16 protein-coding genes are annotated in these 16,652 nt (G+C 70.6%); 10 read left to right on the top strand and 6 right to left on the bottom strand.

Features of this window, described 5'->3' with window-relative positions; all coding sequences use genetic code 11:
• Positions 1–5: 5 nt before the first annotated feature.
• Together LDL49_RS40690 and LDL49_RS40685 are read right to left on the bottom strand one after the other, a co-directional pair.
• Complete coding sequence (locus LDL49_RS40690; protein WP_225299808.1) at positions 6–1,562, bottom strand: MFS transporter; 1,557 nt, start codon at positions 1,560–1,562, stop codon at positions 6–8.
• Between the two features lie 39 nt (positions 1,563–1,601).
• On the bottom strand, positions 1,602–2,867 hold the full coding sequence (locus LDL49_RS40685) for an MFS transporter (protein ID WP_225299806.1): 1,266 nt from the start codon (positions 2,865–2,867) through the stop codon (positions 1,602–1,604).
• 147 nt (positions 2,868–3,014) lie between these two features.
• Between LDL49_RS40685 and panB the strand changes: the two genes are divergently transcribed.
• From panB to LDL49_RS40665, 3 genes are all read left to right on the top strand, one after another.
• Positions 3,015–3,863, top strand: a complete 849-nt coding sequence (panB, locus tag LDL49_RS40680) for a 3-methyl-2-oxobutanoate hydroxymethyltransferase (protein ID WP_225299804.1) — start codon at positions 3,015–3,017, stop codon at positions 3,861–3,863.
• Positions 3,864–3,971: 108 nt separating this feature from the next.
• Positions 3,972–5,159: a helix-turn-helix transcriptional regulator gene (locus LDL49_RS40675; protein ID WP_225299803.1), complete on the top strand. Its 1,188-nt coding sequence runs from the start codon at positions 3,972–3,974 to the stop codon at positions 5,157–5,159.
• 110 nt (positions 5,160–5,269) lie between these two features.
• Positions 5,270–6,511, top strand: a complete 1,242-nt coding sequence (locus tag LDL49_RS40665) for a S8 family serine peptidase (protein ID WP_308016256.1) — start codon at positions 5,270–5,272, stop codon at positions 6,509–6,511.
• 151 nt (positions 6,512–6,662) lie between these two features.
• On the opposite strand, the gene LDL49_RS40660 is transcribed toward LDL49_RS40665, so the two are convergent.
• Both LDL49_RS40660 and LDL49_RS40655 read right to left on the bottom strand, forming a co-directional pair.
• Positions 6,663–7,586 carry a serine/threonine dehydratase gene (locus tag LDL49_RS40660; protein ID WP_225299801.1) on the bottom strand — a complete coding sequence of 308 codons (924 nt, stop codon included), beginning with the start codon at positions 7,584–7,586 and terminating at the stop codon, positions 6,663–6,665.
• A 48-nt stretch (positions 7,587–7,634) separates the two neighbouring features.
• Entirely contained in the window at positions 7,635–8,807 is a 1,173-nt protein-coding gene (locus LDL49_RS40655) for a trans-sulfuration enzyme family protein (protein ID WP_225299799.1), read from the bottom strand.
• Between the two features lie 60 nt (positions 8,808–8,867).
• Between LDL49_RS40655 and LDL49_RS40650 the strand changes: the two genes are divergently transcribed.
• From LDL49_RS40650 to LDL49_RS40625, 6 genes are read left to right on the top strand one after another with little or no spacing between them, the layout of a single operon-like run.
• Complete coding sequence (locus LDL49_RS40650) at positions 8,868–10,301, top strand: aminotransferase-like domain-containing protein (RefSeq protein WP_225299797.1); 1,434 nt, start codon at positions 8,868–8,870, stop codon at positions 10,299–10,301.
• Between the two features lie 57 nt (positions 10,302–10,358).
• Positions 10,359–11,045: a lipase family protein gene (locus LDL49_RS40645; protein WP_225299795.1), complete on the top strand. Its 687-nt coding sequence runs from the start codon at positions 10,359–10,361 to the stop codon at positions 11,043–11,045.
• Between the two features lie 45 nt (positions 11,046–11,090).
• Positions 11,091–11,978 carry an ABC transporter ATP-binding protein gene (locus LDL49_RS40640; RefSeq protein ID WP_225299793.1) on the top strand — a complete coding sequence of 296 codons (888 nt, stop codon included), beginning with the start codon at positions 11,091–11,093 and terminating at the stop codon, positions 11,976–11,978.
• Entirely contained in the window at positions 11,975–12,700 is a 726-nt protein-coding gene (locus tag LDL49_RS40635) for an ABC transporter permease (protein ID WP_225299791.1), read from the top strand. The genes LDL49_RS40640 and LDL49_RS40635 overlap by 4 nt, the downstream gene beginning before the upstream one ends.
• Positions 12,701–12,711: 11 nt before the next feature.
• Positions 12,712–13,797 (top strand): sensor histidine kinase, encoded by a 1,086-nt coding sequence (locus LDL49_RS57520; RefSeq protein ID WP_263656126.1) that lies wholly within the window; start codon positions 12,712–12,714, stop codon positions 13,795–13,797.
• Positions 13,794–14,402, top strand: coding sequence for a response regulator transcription factor (locus LDL49_RS40625; protein ID WP_225299789.1), 609 nt, complete (start codon positions 13,794–13,796; stop codon positions 14,400–14,402). The genes LDL49_RS57520 and LDL49_RS40625 overlap by 4 nt, the downstream gene beginning before the upstream one ends.
• Before the next feature lie 7 nt (positions 14,403–14,409).
• Here LDL49_RS40625 and npdG read toward each other — a convergent pair whose 3' ends face one another.
• Positions 14,410–15,072 (bottom strand): NADPH-dependent F420 reductase, encoded by a 663-nt coding sequence (npdG, locus tag LDL49_RS40620; protein ID WP_225299787.1) that lies wholly within the window; start codon positions 15,070–15,072, stop codon positions 14,410–14,412.
• 95 nt (positions 15,073–15,167) lie between these two features.
• The gene (locus LDL49_RS40615) at positions 15,168–15,884 is read right to left on the bottom strand and encodes a DUF4386 domain-containing protein (RefSeq protein WP_225299785.1); all 717 of its coding nucleotides are present in this window, start codon (positions 15,882–15,884) and stop codon (positions 15,168–15,170) included.
• Positions 15,885–16,208: 324 nt separating this feature from the next.
• On the opposite strand from LDL49_RS40615, the gene LDL49_RS40610 reads away from it, so the two are divergent.
• The gene (locus tag LDL49_RS40610; RefSeq protein ID WP_225299783.1) at positions 16,209–16,574 is read left to right on the top strand and encodes a hypothetical protein; all 366 of its coding nucleotides are present in this window, start codon (positions 16,209–16,211) and stop codon (positions 16,572–16,574) included.
• The last annotated feature ends 78 nt before the right edge of the window (positions 16,575–16,652 follow it).

The raw sequence follows: 16,652 nt of genomic DNA, 5'->3' as shown, positions 1-16,652 counted from the left end.
CGGCCTCACACTACCGCTGGTTCTTTCTTTTCCACCTGCTGCACCGCGCGTGCCTTGCCCGGCATCCACTTCAGCACGACCAGCACGCCCAGCAGCGCGATCACCGCGGAGACCAGGGCCGTGGTGTGCATGCCGTGGAGGAAGGCGTTGAAGGCGGGCTGGATCAGCGCCTGCCCGTGCTGGCCGAGGGCGTGCGCGGCGCCGACCGTCGCCATGATCGACTCACCGGCGGCGTGCTGGGCGTCGGCCGGGAGGCCGAGACCGGACAGGGCGGGCGCGATCTCGCCCCGGTAGCTGGAGGACAGCACCGAGCCGAGCACGGCCACGCCGAGCGCGCCGGAGATCTGGCGGACGGTGTTGCTCATCGCCGAGCCGACACCGGCCTTCTCCCTGGGCAGCGCCTCCATGATGGCGGTGGTCGCCGGAGGCATGATGTTGGCCATCGCGGCGCCCTGCACGAAGAAGATGATCTCGATGATCACGATCGGCGTGCTCTGGTCGAGGAACGCGTAGCTGGTGAGCGCCGCGGTTACCACCAGCATGCTGACCACGGAGGAGAGCTTGGCTCCGAAGCGCTGGTTAACCCGCTGGCTGAGCGGCGCGAAGATGAGCTGCGCCGCGGCGAACGGGATCATCAGCGCGCCCGCCTGCACCGGGGTGAAGCCCAGCACGATCTGCATGTAGAAGGTCAGGAAGAACATCCCGCCCATCATCGCGAAGAAGACGATGCCCATCATGCCGATGGCGGAGGAGAACCGGACGTTGCCGAAGTTACGCACGTCGAAGGCGGGGTGGTCGGTACGCCGCTCCCACCAGACGAACGCCGCCAGCACCGCCACACCGATCAGCGTCGGGGTGAGCACCTCGGCGGAGGCCACGGTGGCCAGCTCGCCGCCGCGGATGATGCCGTAGACGATGGCGACCAGGCCGATGATGGACAGCACCACGCCGATCGGGTCGAGCTTCGACGGCTTGGGGTCACGCGACTCCGGCACGACCGTGCCGATGAGGATCATGCTGATGATCACGATCGGCACGTTGACCAGGAAGACCGAGCCCCACCAGAAGTGCTCGATCAGCACGCCGCCGGTGATCGGGCCGATCGCCACCGCCAGGCCGACGCCACCGGCCCAGACGCCAATGGCCTTGCCACGCTCGCTCGGCGGGAAGACGTTGGAGATGATGGCCAGGGTCGCGGGCATGATGGCCGCGCCGCCGATGCCCATCGCCGCCCGGGCCAGGATCAGCTGCATCGGATCTTGTGCGTAGGCACTGGCCAGCGAGGCCAGGCCGAACATCAACATGCCGATGAACAGCATCCGCTTGCGTCCGGTGCGGTCACCGATCACCCCGAAGGTGAACAGCAATCCGGCGAACACCAGCGTGTAGGAGTTGATCGCCCACTCCAGCTCGCTCTGGGTCGCGCCCAGACCGAGGTTGGGGTCTGCGATGGTCTTCATCGCCACGTTGAGGATCGTGTTGTCGAGCACGACCGCCAGCAGGCTGAACACCAGCACGCCGAGGATGGGCCAGCGGCGTGGGTGTCCTGTGTTCGCATCCATGGAAGCACCTTAATTTCGATACGCTTGAGTTTCGCAACGCTACCGTATCGCAAGCTTATTCCGATACGCAACGGACTCGTTTCGTAAGGGTAAACTCGTGGCGACAACTGGCTCCGCGACCTCGGCCGGCACCGCGATCGGCTGGGGCCGCCGGCGCCAGAACGGCAGCGCGACCAGGACCATCGCCACCCCAGTGAGCCCGGCCACCACGAACGCCCAGGCGGGGCCGTGCGCGTCGATGATCGCCCCGGCGATCGGCGCGGAGAGCGCCCCGCCGATCAGCAGGGCGGTGCCGTGGAAGCCCATCGCCTCTCCCCTGGCGCCCGCGGGCACCCAGCGGCTGACGGTGTCGACCGTGGAGGACAGCGAGGGGGCGCAGAGCACACCGGCGGGCAGCAGGGCCAACATGAGCCACCACCAGTCGCCACCGGCCAGCGAGGCCAGAACGGTCAGCAGGCCCATGCCCGCGATGAGGGCCAGGGGCGAGACGCCGCGCGACAGCCCACCGTACACGAAGCCGCCGGCGAGCGAGTAAAGGCACCAGATGGAGACCGCGAGCCCGATCCACGGGGTCTGATCGGCGTGCTCCATGGTGCCGACCAGGGCGAGCTCGGTCGCGGTGAGCACGAACGTGGCCGCGGCCACCGTGCCCAGCAGCGCGACGAAGGCGGGCGTGAGCCACTGCCGCCGGGGCACCCTCGCCGCGGGCGCCTTCAGCTCCTCGGCCGAGCGGGTCGGCGGGTTGAGCGCGATCAGCGCCACGCCCGAGCCGGTCAGCCCGACCGCGATGGCCGCCAGCGTCGGCCCGCTGCCGAGCGTGGTCATCCCGGCCACGGCCAGCGCCGGGCCGACCATGTAGGCGAGCTCGACCAGCATCGAGTCGAGCGAGAAGCCGGCCCTGCGGTGCTCGACCGGCACCATGGCCGCCAGGCACTGCCTGATCACGCTGAACACCGGCTGCCCCAGCAGCCCCGCCACCGCCGCCGCCACGACCAGCCCCGCGTACGGCAGCGCCCACGCGCCCGCCCAGAACGCCGCCTGCGCGACGGTGGTGACGGTGAGGACCGGCCGCAGACCGTATTTGTCGACGAACCTGCCCGTCAGCGGCGACCCGACGGCCATGCCGACGGTGCTGGCCATGGTGACCAGCCCTGCCTGCCCGAAGCCGAGCCCCAGGCCGTTGACGACATAGAGCGTCAACGCCATGCCCGTCGCGGTGGTGGGGATGCGGGCGATCAGGCCCACCAGGAGTAACGTCCGCACGCCGGGGAGCCGGAACAGCCGCTTGTAAGGGTCGAGAGCCATGTTGATTGCTTACCTCCAGGTCCATTGTGGCAAGCGGCACCGACAATTCCGCCACTGGTTATCGCCGTGCGCCGTCGGCCGCGTGCCATCATCGGAAGGGTCCGGGTACGCCACAGGGGCGCCTCGAGACTTCACCGGAGGGTTGCCATGTCCTCTTCCACCACAACGAACGGTTCCACCACTCTGTACGGCGGCGCCACCGGCCGCCGCATCACCGTCCGCGACCTGATCGCGGCCAAGGAGCGCGGAGAGAGGTGGCCCATGGTCACCTCCTACGACGCGATGACGGCCCGCGTGTTCGACCAGGCGGGCATTCCGGTCCTGCTGGTCGGCGACTCGGCGGCCATGGTCGTCTACGGCTACGACTCCACACTGCCCGTCACGGTCGACGACCTGCTGCCGCTGACGGCCGCCGTCGTCCGCGGCTCCGCGCGCGCCCTCGTGGTCGCCGACCTGCCCTTCGGCTCGTACCAGGGCTCGGCCCAGCAGGCGCTGGAGACGGCGGCGCGCTTCATGAAGGAGGCCGGCGCGCACGCGGTCAAGCTGGAAGGCGGCCGGCGCGTCCTGCCGCAGGTCGAGCTGCTGGTCTCGGCGGGCATCCCGGTCATGGGGCACCTCGGGCTGACCCCGCAGTCGGTCAACGTCCTCGGCGGCTACCGCGTCCAGGGGCGCGGCCAGTCGGGCGACGAGCTCATGTCGGACGCCAAGGACCTCGAACGGGCGGGCGCCTTCTCGGTGGTGCTCGAATGCGTGCCCGCCGAGCTGGCCGAACGGGTCACCGCCTCGCTCGCCATCCCGACGATCGGCATCGGGGCGGGACCGGCCACGGACGCCCAGGTGCTGGTGTGGCAGGACCTCATGGGGCTCACCCCGCGCCCGGCCAAGTTCGTCAAGCAGTACTCGGAGCTGGCCACGGAGATGGACCGCGCCGTCCGCGCCTTCGCGGCCGACGTGACCTCGGGCGCCTTCCCGGAGGCCGGTCATTCGTACGAGTGACGTGACGAGCGACCAGTGACCGGCCACGGCCATTCCCCTGGACACACCCCGACAAATGGGAAAAAGTTTATTGACAGCTTATAGTCCGGCCGGGTTGGGGTGCGCGTCATGCCTTTCGTGGGACGAGAGCACGAACTCCGGCAGCTGGCCGACGCCCTGAGCCGTCCCCCGCTCGTCCTGCTGATCGAGGGCGAGGCGGGCGTCGGCAAGACCCGGCTGCTGCACGAGCTCACCGGCCAGCCGATGCTCGTCGGGAGCTGCCACCCCATGCGGTTCCCGTACGGGCCGGTCGTGGAGGCGTTGCGGGACGTACGCCCGCTGCGCGACCTCAACCCGATCACCGGGGCGTTACGCCCGTTCCTCCCGGAATGCGGCCACCTGCTGCCGCCCACCCCGCCCCCGATCCAGGACGCGATGGTGGAACGGCATCGGCTGTTCAGGGCGGTGCTGTCGCTGCTGGGCTCGCTGCGGCCGATCACGCTGGTGGTCGAGGACGTGCACTGGGTCGATCCGGGGACCAGGGAGCTGCTGGCGTTCCTGGCCCGCTGCCTGCCCGACGGGGTCAACCTGGTGGTCACGTACCGCACGGAGGACCTGAGCCATCCGGTGACCGAGCTGCTCGCGCACCTGCCACCGCGGATCGACCACGCCGAGATCGCGCTCGCCCCGCTCGCCGCCGCCGAGACCGCGCTCCTGGTCAAGCACCTGCTGCCGGGCTCGGCCGACCTGTGGCCGCTCACCGGCGGCGTACCCCGCGCCATCGAGGAGCTGACCCGCATGCTGGCCGACGGCCAGGAGCCGGGCACGCCGCCCGCGCTGCGCGACGCCGTGCTGGTGAAGCTGGCCGCGCTGCCGCGCGCGGCGCGCCACATCGTGCAGGCGGCCTCCCAGGTCGAGCACCCGGTGTGCGAGGACGTGCTGACGGGCGTCGCGGGCGTGCCGCCCGAGCAGGGCGAGCGCGGCCTCACCGAGGCGGTGCGGTGCGGCCTGCTGCGCGAGTGGGCGCCCGGCAGGTACGGCCTGCGCCAGCCGCTGGCCAGGCAGGCCGTCTCGGAGACGATCACCCCGGCGGCGAGCCGGCGGCTGCGGCGCAGACTCGACGGCCCGGCCGCGCCTCAGGGCACGCTGTCCCCGCGAGAGGACGAGGTGGCCAGGCTGGCCGCCGACGGTCTCACCAACAAGGAGATCGCCGAGAGCCTGTTCCTGTCACCGCGCACGGTGGAGGTGCACATCGCCAACGCGCTGCGCAAGCTCGGCCTCACCTCACGCAGGCAGCTCAACGCCGGCACGACGTGAAACGCACTAAGTAGTCGCAATACGTGTCCTCCACGTATGGCCGCGAGCGTGCTTCTGACTCATGTTTTCAGTGATCCCCGTCCAATACCCAGGAAGGGTTCACACCTGTCATGCGACCACGCACCCTGATGCTCGCATCGCTCGTCGGCGCGCTGGCCCTGTCCGCGGCGCCACTCCCCGTCTCGGCCGCCGCGCCGGAGACCAGCACGTACATCGTGCAGCTCAACCCCAACATCCGCGCCGGCACGCAGGCCGCCGCCCAGGATCAGGTCAGCAGGTACGGCGGGCACCTGATCGGCGTCTACGAGGACGCCTTCAAGGGCTACACCGCCACCCTGACCGCCGACGCCGCCGAGAAGCTCCGGCAGACCCCGAACGTGCTCACCGTCGAGAAGGACGCCGTCGTCACGGCGTTCGCCCAGACGGTCCCGACGGGCGTCCGGCGGATCTTCGCCCCGTCCAACCCGAACCTGGACATCGACGGCGTCGACGACGTCCAGATCAACACGGACGTGGCCGTCGTGGACACCGGGGTGGACTACACCCATCCCGACCTGAACGTGGTGGCCCGGACCAACTGCGTGACCGGCGTCTGCGTGAACAACACGGGCACCGACGACAACGGCCACGGCTCGCACGTCGCGGGCATCATCGGCGCGCGCGACAACACCATCGGCTCCGTCGGCGTGGCCCCGGCTGCCCGCATCCACGCGGTGAAGGTGCTCAACGCGGCCGGCTCGGGCACCCTGTCGGCCATCGCCGCCGGGCTCAACTGGGTCGTGGCCCGCGCCTCCACCATCGAGGTCATCAACCTGAGCCTCGGCTGCAACGGATGCACGAGCAGCGCGATCAGCACCGCGATCACGAACGCCACCAACGCCGGCATCGTGGTCGTCGTCGCGGCGGGCAACAACCACGCGAACGCCTCGTCGTTCTTCCCGGCCAACCACCCCGACGTGGTCACCGTCTCGGCGCTGACCGACAACGACGGGCTGGCGGGCGGCCTCGGCGGCAGCACGCTGTCGTGCCGCAGCGAGACCGACCAGGACGACACCTCGGCGTTCTACTCCAACTTCGGCGCCACGATCGAGATCACCGCACCCGGCACCTGCATCTACTCGACGTGGATGAACGGCGGCTACAACACGATCAGCGGCACCTCGATGGCCAGTCCGCACGTCGCGGGCGCGGCCGGCATCCTCACCTCGGGGGCCCGCAAGCCGACCACCCGGGCGGGGGCGCTGGCCGTGCGGAGCAAGCTGATCGCCACCGGCAACTCCAACTGGACCGACGACTCGGGTGACGGCGTCAAGGAGCCGCTGCTCGACGTACACGACGCGACGCAGTACTGACCTCTCCCCCTCACTGACCGCTCCCCCTCACTGACCGCTCCCCCTCACTGACCGCTCCCCCTCACTGACCGCTCCCCCTCACTGACCGCTCCCCCTCACTGACCGCTCCCCCTCCAGGTGCCCGGCCCGCCGGGCGCCTGGAACGGCGGCGTCAGGCGAGCGTGGCGGGGTCGGTGTTGGAGCCGCACACCACGACCGCGACCCGCTCGCCGTCGGCGGGCACGTACGCCCCGGACAGCAGCGCGGCGTACGCGGCCGCTCCCGCGTGTTCGGTGGCCAGCCGGTGCTCCTCCCAGAGGGTGTGGCGGGCGGCCACGATCGCGTCGTCGGACACGAGCACGCTCTGGACGTTCGCCCGGGACAGGACGTCGAAGGCCACGCCGCCGAGCCGGCTCGCGCCCAGCGCGTCTGCTCCCACACCGCTGACCTGCACCGAAACCGGATGGCCCGCCCGGAGCGCCTCGTGCAGAGTCGGGCACAGCACCGGCTCGACGGCGACGATCCGCGGCCCGCTCCCTCCAAGGGCAGCGGCACCGACCGTGATGCCCGCGGCGAACCCGCCGCCGCCCACGGCCACCACCACCGTGTCCACCCCGCCCGTCTGCGCCATCAGCTCCAGACCCGTGGTTCCCTGTCCCACCACGACCTCCGGCTGGTCGTAGGCGTGCACCGTGAGCGCCCCGGTCTCCGCCGCCCGCTTGGCCGCCGCCTCCGCGGCCTCCGAGTAGATGGCCCCGATCTGGTTGATCTCCGCGCCCAGCCGCCGCAGCCCCGCCACCTTCACCGGGCTGGTCACCTCCGGCACGAAGATCTCCGCCCGGACGCCCAGCGCCCTGGCGGCGTAGGCGACGGCGAGCCCGTGGTTGCCGCCGCTGGCCGCGATCACCCCGCTCGGCGGCAGCTCACCGGCCGACAGGATGCGGTTGAACGCCCCCCGTACCTTGAACGAGCCCGAGTGCTGCAGCTGCTCCAGCTTGAAGAACAGCCCGGGAGAGATCTCGAGCACCGGTGTACGCAGCACATGCCCGCCGATCCGCTCGGCCGCGCTCGTCACGTCCTCGTACGTCACCGTCATCGAGATCTCCCTCCGAAGCATTTAGGCATTTTCCTAATTCCCTAAGCCCTATGTCAACGCCTGGGAAATGTCCGCCCACAGATCCTCGGGATGTTCGATGCCCACGGCGATCCGTACCGTGCCCTCGCTGACCCCGTGCCTGGCCAGCTCCTCGGCGCTGAGCCCGAGGTGCGACGTGGTCGCCGGGTGCATGACGAGCGTCTCGACGCCGCCCAGCGAGGGAGCCAGCAGGGCCAGCTTGATCGAGGCCATGAACTTCTCCCCCGCGGCCCGGCCGCCGACGAGGTCGAAGGCGAACACGCCGCCGAAGTCGGGCAGGAGCTTGGCCGCCAGCTCGTACGACGGGTGCGACGGCAGACCCGGCCAGTGCACGGCGGCGACCGCCGGATGCTCGGCGAGCCGGGTGGCGAGCAGGCGGGTGTTGGCGCAGTGGCGTTCCATGCGCAACGCCAGCGTCTGGATCCCGCGCAGCGTCAGCCACGCGGCGAACGGGTCCGCCGAGGCGCCCAGCTTGGTCGCGAAGCGCCACGCCTTCTCGTACAGCTCCTCGGCGGCGAACACCGCGATGCCGCCCACCACGTCCGTGTGCCCGGACAGGTACTTGGTCGTGGAGTGGACGACGACGTCGGCGCCCAGTTCGAGAGGACGGCACAGCATGGGCGTGGCGAAGGTGTTGTCCACGACGGACACGATGCCGAGCTCCCGGGCGACAACGCACATTCCGGGCAGGTCGGCGACCTGGGCGATCGGGTTGGCGATGGTCTCCAGGTAGACGAGCCTGGTCTCGGGGCGCACGGCGGCGCGCAGGGCGGCGGGGTCGTCCTCGGGCACGTAGGTGACCTCGATGCCGAACCTGGCGACCAGGTCGTTGATCATCCCGGCCGTCCCGCCGTACAGGGCCTTCTGGGCGATCAGGTGGTCGCCCGGCTTGAGCAGGCCCAGCAGTACGGTGTTGATCGCTCCCATGCCGGAGCCGGTGGCCAGGGCGGCGACTCCGCCCTCCAGACCGGAGACGGCCAGCTCCAGCGCTCGAACGGTGGGGTTGCTGTAGCGCCCGTACACGAACGGGCCGTCGGGGCGGCCCATCGCGTCGGCCATCACCGCCGGGTCGTCGAAGACGAAGCCGGACGTCTGGTAGATGGGCATCGTGATCGGACGGCTGCCCTCGACGGATGGCTGGGGCAGATGCACGGCTCGGGTCTCGGGGTGCAGTTCGCTCATGTCACTCAGGATGTACTGGAATCTGGCTCATTGTCAGATCCAATGGTGGAGAATTGGTCCATGAATGGGGCCAATCTCGATGATCTCGTCGACCTGCTGGGCCGCTGGGCGTCCGGGCGCGGGCCCCTCTACCTGCTGCTCACCGGCCGCCTGCGGGCGCTCATCGACGACGGCGTGCTGCCACCCGGCGATCAGTTGCCGCCCGACCGGGTGCTGGCCAAGCGGCTGGCGGTCGGCCGGGGCACCGTGGTCGCCGCCTACGACCTGCTCCAGCAGGAGGGCCGGGTGACGCGCCGCCAGGGCAGCGGCACCCGCGTCGCACACTGCGACCTGCCTTCTACCCGTTCCACGGACAGCGTCGTCGCGAACCCGCTGCTCATGCACATCCTCAATCCCCCCGACGGTGTCCAGCTGCTGACCTGCGCCGCCCCCGACATCCCGCCATCCGAGCTGATCGAGGCGTACCAGGAGGCGGCCACCCGCCTCGTCGGCCTGCGCGACCTGGGCTACCAACCGGCCGGAGCCCTCGTCCTGCGCGAGGCCGTCGCCGCCTACTACCGCGAACGCGGTGTGCCCACCACCGCCGGGGAGATCCTGGTGACCAACGGCGCCCAGCAGGCGCTGACGCTGCTCGCGGGCCTGCTGGTCTCGCCGGGAGACACCGTGCTGACCGGGTCGCCGACGTACCCGGGCGCGCTGGAGGTGTTCAGGCACGCCGCCGCGGCCGTCCGCCCGGTGACGCTGGCCCCGGTCCCCGCCGAGGCGATGCGCGAACGGCCCGCCCTGGTGTACGCCGTGCCGACCGCCAGCAACCCGTCCGGTTCGATCATGGAATCGCCTGACCGGAGGCGCCTGGCCGCCCTCGCCGCCGAGTACGACGTACCGGTGATCGACGACGAGGTATGCGCGGAGCTCTGCTTCTCCGGCGAGACCCCGCCGCCGCTGGCCGCGTACGGATCCGGCGAGCAGGTGATCACGATCGCCTCGCTGAGCAAGCTGGTCTGGGGCGGGCTGCGGGTGGGCTGGATCCGGGCGTCCGCGCCGCTGGTCTCGCGGCTGGCCCGGCTGCGGGCCGTACACGATCTGGGGGGCGAGTTCCTCGGCCAGCTCGCCGCCGCCACGCTGGTGGGACGGCTGGCGGAGATCAGGCGGGCGCGCGTACGGACGCTGCGGGCGCGCCACGACCACCTCTGCGCCGAGCTGCGCGAACACCTGCCCGCGTGGGAGTTCGAGCCCGCGCGCGGCGGCCAGACGATCTGGGTACGGCTGCCGCGCGGCGATGCCGACTCCTTCGCGCAGGTGGCGCTCAGGCACGGCGTGGCGGTGCCGCCGGGACGCTCGTTCGACCCGCTCGGCGGGCACGCCGAGTACACGCGGCTGCACTTCCTGTTCCCGGAGGAGGAGCTGTCGCAGGCGGTCGCCGGGCTGGCGCGGGCCTGGCGCTCCTACGACGGCGCCCACGAGCCCGCCGCCCGCCACACGCTGATCGTCTGAGTCCGCCGATAGCTGACAGCGGTGTGTCAGGGTCGTCGCCTGCGCGAAAGTAGAAGCATGAACGTGACGTTCGTGCTCGTGCACAGCCCGTCAGTGGGGCCTTCGACGTGGACGCCGGTGGCCGAGGCCCTGGGGCGCAGGGGTTATGCCGCCGTGGTGCCCGACCTGACCGGCGTGGCGCGGCGCGGCTCGCCGTACTGGCCGAAGGTGGTGGAGGCGGTGCGCGCGGCCGCGCCCGAGACGCCGATCGTGCTGGTCCCGCACAGCAACGCGGGGCTCTTCCTGCCGGTGATCAAGGAAGGGCTGGGCGATCGGGTGGTGTCGTGCGTGTTCGCCGACGCGCACATCCCGCCCCGTGACGGGCTGGTGCGGGCGGCGCAGGAGGCGTTCCTGCCGTTCCTGCGGGATCTGGCCGACGACGACGGCGTGCTGCCGCGCTGGACCGACTGGTGGAGCGACGACGACGTGGCCGCCATGCTGCCCGACCCGCCGGCGCGCGCCACGGTGGTCGAGGAGCAGCCGCGCCTGCCGCTCGGCTACTACACCGAGCCCATTCCCGTCCCCGCCGGGTGGGACGCGGTCAGGTGCGCCTGTCTCTGGTACGGCCCGCCCTACGACAAGGTGGCCGAGGAGGCGCATGGGCGGGGCTGGCCCGTGCTGCGGACGCCCGGCGAGCACCTGCAGCAGGTCGTCGATCCCGAGGGGGTGACCGACGCGCTGCTGAAGCTCTCGCGGAAGTCGTGAATTCTTCACGGGCGCCGACCCGCACCTCCCGAAATAGTCGTACATATGACAGCGATTCATGTGGAAGAGGTCAGGAAGCGCTACGGGGACTTCGCGGCAGTCAACGGCATCTCGTTCGAGGTGGCCGAGGGGGAGATCTTCGCCCTCCTGGGCCGGAACGGCGCGGGCAAGACCACGGCGATCGAGCTGCTGGCCGGGTTCCAGCAACCGGACGGGGGCACCTGCCGGGTGCTCGGCCTCGACCCCGCGCGGGACCGGGCGGCCGTCAGGCGGCGCACCGGCATCATGCTGCAGGAGGCCGGGTTCTTCCCGGATCTGACCGTCGCGCAGACCGTCGACATCTGGCGTGACTTCACCGCCGCGCCGAGGCCCCGCGACGAGGCGCTGGAGCTGGCCGGCCTGGTGCCCAAGGCGGGCACCCGGGTGCGCCAGCTCTCCGGCGGCGAGAGGCGACGGCTCGACCTGGCGCTGGCGCTGCTGGGCCGTCCCGACGTCCTGTTCCTGGACGAGCCGACCACCGGGATGGATCCCGAGGCGCGCCGCAACACCTGGGACGTCATCCGCGACCTGGCCCGGCAGGGCACCACGGTCCTGCTGACCACCCACTATCTCGACGAGGCGCAGCGGCTGGCCGCCTCGATGGCCATCATGGACAGGGGCGAGATCGTCGCGTCCGGCGGAATTGCGGAGACGCTCGCCGCGCGGAGCGGGCGGGTGGCGTTCCGGCTGCCGCCGGGGACGGCACCGGACGACCTGCCGCTCCCGGTGACGCTGGAGGGCGAGACGGCCGTGTGCCGGGCGGCCGACCCCGACCTGGCCGCGCAGACGCTGCTGAGCTGGGCGGCCGAACGCGGCCTGCGCCTTGCGGGCCTGGAGGTCCGCACCGCCACCCTCGAAGACCTCTTCCTCGACCTGTCCAGGAGCGCCCGATGAGCTACACCGCGACCTACCGGCTCGGCACCAGGTTGTTCTGGCAGGACCGGGCCATGCTGCTCGCCTCGGTGGTCACGCCCGTGGGGCTGAGCGTCGGCCTGCCGGTGCTCGCGCGGCACGTGACGGCCGACGGGGTGGCCGCCGCCACCCAGCTCTCCCAGGGCATGGCCTCGATCCTGCTGTCGCTCACCGCGTTCATGAACGTCGCCGTGGCGCTGACCACGCGCCGCGACCAGCTGGTGCTCAAGCGGCTGCGCGCCACCGGGCTGACCGACGGGCAGATCCTCTCCGGCCAGATCGCCAGCACCGCCACACAGACCGTGATCCTGATCGTGCTGTGCGCCGTGGCCGTAAACCTGCTCGCCGACGTGCCGTTCCCCGCGAACCCGCTGGTGTACGCCGGGGCGGTCGTCGCCGGCTCGGTCGTCCTGGCCACGCTCGGCGTCGCCTACACCGCCGTGATTCCGCGCACCGAACTGGCCGCCGCCACCACGATGCCCGTCTTCGTGGTGTCCGCGATCGCCGCCGGCGCGATGGGCCCGATCCGCGAGGCCCTGCCCGCCTGGGTGGGATCCGTACTCGACCTGCTGCCCACCTCCGCCGTCGTGCACGCCCTCAGGACCGGCGAGGTGGCGCTGCCCGCGCTGAACCTGGCCGTGTGGGCGGTCGTCGGCGTCGTCGCGATCCGGCTCTGGTTCCGGTGGGAGCCCCGGCGGTCATAATAAGTCCGGACATGAACTCCTCCTCCGCGCAGCGGCTCGCCCGCGTCCTGATCACGACCGTCTCCGTCGCGTACTCACTCATCGGGCTCATCTACTTCACCAGCGGCCCGTTCAACGGGTTGGTGGCGAGCGTGGCAGTGATCGGTCTCGTCGTGACGCATTACCTGAACATGCGGGCCGGGCTGCGCGGCGAGCGGCCGCCGCTCTTCCCGCTCACGGTGGTTCTGCAGGCGCTGGCCACGTATGTACCCGAATACCTGCTGCCCTACGGCTGGTCGGTGTTGTCGGCGCCGATGCTGGCCGGGACCCTGCTGGTCTTCCTGCCGCTGCGCTGGAGCGGTCCGCTGGTCGGCGTGATGACGCTGTGGGACGGCGGCTCGATCTTCGCCTGGTCCACCAACCCGGTTCTAGCCCTCTTCTACGGTCTCTCCGTATCCACCACCGGCGCGATGATCTACGCCATGGTCCGGTTCGTCCGCGTGACCGTGGACCTCTCACACGCCAGGGCGGAGCTCGCCGAGGCCGCCGTACTCAAGGAACGGCTGCGCATCTCCCGCGACCTGCACGACGGGCTCGGCCGCAGCCTGACAGCGATCGCCCTCAAGGGCGACCTGGCCGCCCGCCTGATGGACCGCGACCCCACCGCGGCGCGCGGCGAGGTGGACGAGCTGGTGCAGGTGGCCAGGGAGGCGGCGCAGGATGTACGGCGGGTGGCGCGGGGATACCGGGAGCTGTCGCTGGTGAGCGAGGTGGATCGGGCGGTGGCGTTGCTGGAGTCGTCAGGGGTCGGTTGCCAGGTGCATCTGGTGGACGCCGCGCTGCCGGAGCCGTCGGAGGCGGCACTGGCGTGGGGCGTGCGGGAGGCGGTCACCAACGTCCTGCGCCACAGCCGCGCCACCACCTGCACGATCAGCACGTCCCTGACGGAGGACCGGCTGCGGCTCGAGGTGGTCAACGACGGCGCCGATCACGATGGTCACGAGTCCGGCGGGGGGTTGACGGGACTGGCGGAGCGGGCCGCCCAAGCGGGCGGGACGGCCGGCGCGGTCGCGACGGGCACCGGCGGATTCCGCCTGACCATGGAGGTGCCCGCGTGATCCGGGTTCTGCTGGCCGAGGACATGCACATGATCAGAGCCGCCCTCACGGCCCTGCTCCGTCTGGAGCCGGACATCGAGGTGGCCGCGGAGGTGACCCGGGGCGACGAGATCGTACCCGCCGCCCTGAAGAGCCGGCCCGACGTGGCGATCGTGGACATCGACCTGCCGGTGATCGACGGCATCACCGCCGCCGCCGAGCTCCGCGAACGGCTCCCGTCGTGCCGCATCCTGGTGCTCACCGCGATGGGCCAGCCCGGCCAGGTGCGCCGCGCGCTCGGGGCGGGCATCGAGGCGTTCCTGGTCAAGGACGCCCCCGGCCACCGCCTGGCCGACGCCATCAGGCGCACCGCCGCCGGGCTCCGGGTACTCGACGCCGAGCTGGTGGCCTCGGCGATGGAGTACGGCGAGAGCCCCCTCACCCCACGGGAGACCACCGTGCTGCGCGAGGCCTCCCGTGGCGCGTCGGCGGAGGAGATCGCCACCCGCCTCCACCTGTCGGCGGGGACGGTGCGCAATCACCTCACGGGCGCGATCACGAAGACGGGCGCCCGCAACAAGATCGACGCCATCCGCATCGCCGAGGACGCGGGCTGGCTCCCTTAGATGGTCGTCACACGTCGGTGACGCGGACTCCGGCGTGGGCCTTGTAGCGGCGGTTGATGGAGATCAGGTTCGCCGTCAGGGCCTCGACCTGGAACGCGTTGCGGAGCCGTCCGCCGTAGATGCCGCGCACACCCGGGATGACCGACGCGAGCGCCTGCACCGTGTCGGTCGCCTCGCGGTCGTCACCGAGCACCAGCACGTCCAGATCGACCTTCTCCACGGCCGGATCCATCAGCACCACCGCCGACACATGATGGAAGGCCGCCACCACCCGGCTGTCCGGCAGCACAGCGGCGGCCTGCTGGGCGGCACTCCCCTCCTCGACGGGCAGCGCGTAGGCGCCCTGCTTGTCGAAGCCCAGCGGGTTGACGCAGTCGACCACGATCTTCCCGGCCAGCTCGGTACGCAGCGACTCCAGCAGCGCCTTGTGCCCGTCGTACGGCACCGCCACGATCACCAGATCGGCCTCGGTGGCGACCACCGCGTTCTCGGCTCCCCGAGCGCCCGAGCCGATGGACTCAGCGGCCTCTTGGGCCCGCCCCGCGCTCCGCGACCCGATCAGCACCGGGTGCCCGGCCAGCGCGAACCGCCGCGCCAGCCCCTTCCCCTGATCTCCGGTCCCGCCCAGAATCCCGATCGAAATGCCGCTCACAGTCGTGTCTCCGGTCATTCCGCATTCTTATCAGCCCGTTCCACTGCCGATAACGCCGGGGGCTTGCCGCGGGCTGGGGCGCCGACCCACTTTGTGGTACGGATCCGACGAGATCACTTCCGTACTAGGGAGGTCTTCCTTGCGGTGACGTGCCGGCCCTTGACCAGGAGCCAGATCATGAGTGCGACCTCGCCTACGAAGGTGAACATGGCCGCTTCGAGCGAATAGTCCGGGACAAGGAACGCGCCGAGGCTGTCGACGAGATAGCCGAGCCCGGCGATCACGAGGAGGACGCCCAGCAGCCTGGGCACATAGCCCGACTTGTATGCCAGGTAGCCCAGCAGCACCACGTGAAGACCGAAGAGGCTGAGGCCGGCATCCCAGATTTCATGGAAGGCGTTGATCTTCAATAGTGCTTCGGCGTGCAACTGGCCTGTGGTGTATGCCTGTGGCCGCTCGGCGGCGTCAAGGAGAGGCGGCACTGCGGCGAGTTGGGCGATCGCAACGGTGAACACTCCCGCGTACACCGCCCTGAGCCAGGCCGCGAGCGTGGCGATGCCTTCGTGTACCGGTTTGAAGACGACCAACAGCGCCCAGGCCACGACCACGTCGAGGATGGCGGCCAGCAGGAGCCCGACCACGCCGAAGCGGAACAGCTCCTGCGAGTCACGTATGTGTTGCGCCGTCTTCTCCGCGTCTCCTTCGGTGACGAGGTTTTCCACGACACCGAAGTTCGCGAGTCCCGCCAGGATGGCCAGCGCCAGGAGCGCGATTCCCGCGACGAGGGCGGCCCTTCGTATTGGCTGATGCGCCGTTGTAGGCGTGGTCATGTCTCTCCCATGGTGATCTTGAAGCTGCGGGGATGGGGTGCGAAGCGACGAGCGTCATGACCAGCCGGGCCCATGATGTACAGAATCTTTGACATCCCTCAATGTAGCGAATCTTTTACGTCGTGTCGAGAATTTTTTACATCGCCGGACCGGCGGGCGCGGCGGCATGACAGGCCGCTAGGTTGTCCCGTTCTTCAACGGCCGCTTTCCCGGCGTTGTCCGGCCGGTTGGTTTCGATCATTAGATCTGGCATCTGATCGGACCTGCTCACGGGCGCGATTCATCTCGCCCGCGGTGCGGTCCACGCAGCGGAGGAACCCCCTGATGCGAGTTGCCCAACTGTCAACCGCGACGGTCACCGCCCTGACCGCCCTACCGGCCAACACGGGCTCGTCGTGGATCGGCGTCTCGCTCGGCGTACGCCTCGTGAACGGCGAGACCGTCTACCTGTCGAACCACGTGGACCCGACCTGGTCCCTCCAGCGCGACGACCCGGCGGCGACCACGGTGGAGCTGCCCGCGGGCACGAGGGCTGACGACATCGCCGAGGTGACAGCCCACCGCGTCGTGGTCGGCACCGACACGGGCGCCACGGTGCACGTCACGGGGATCAAGCGCGGCTTCCTCCTCGGCCAGAACTACCTCCCCCAGCAGTCGTTCCTGACCTCCCGCGTGGGGGGGCACCGGTAGGCGCCCGCCACGCCTGCCGAACTGGAAGGTGAAGCCGTCTCGCCTTCTCCGCGGAGTAGGCCGAGCAGCAAGGCGTTC

The organism is Nonomuraea aurantiaca, from assembly GCF_020215705.1.
GTDB classification, from domain to species: domain Bacteria; phylum Actinomycetota; class Actinomycetes; order Streptosporangiales; family Streptosporangiaceae; genus Nonomuraea; species Nonomuraea aurantiaca.
The sequence above is the reverse complement of the archived record's forward strand: the minus strand, read 5'-3'. Positions and strand labels throughout refer to the sequence as shown.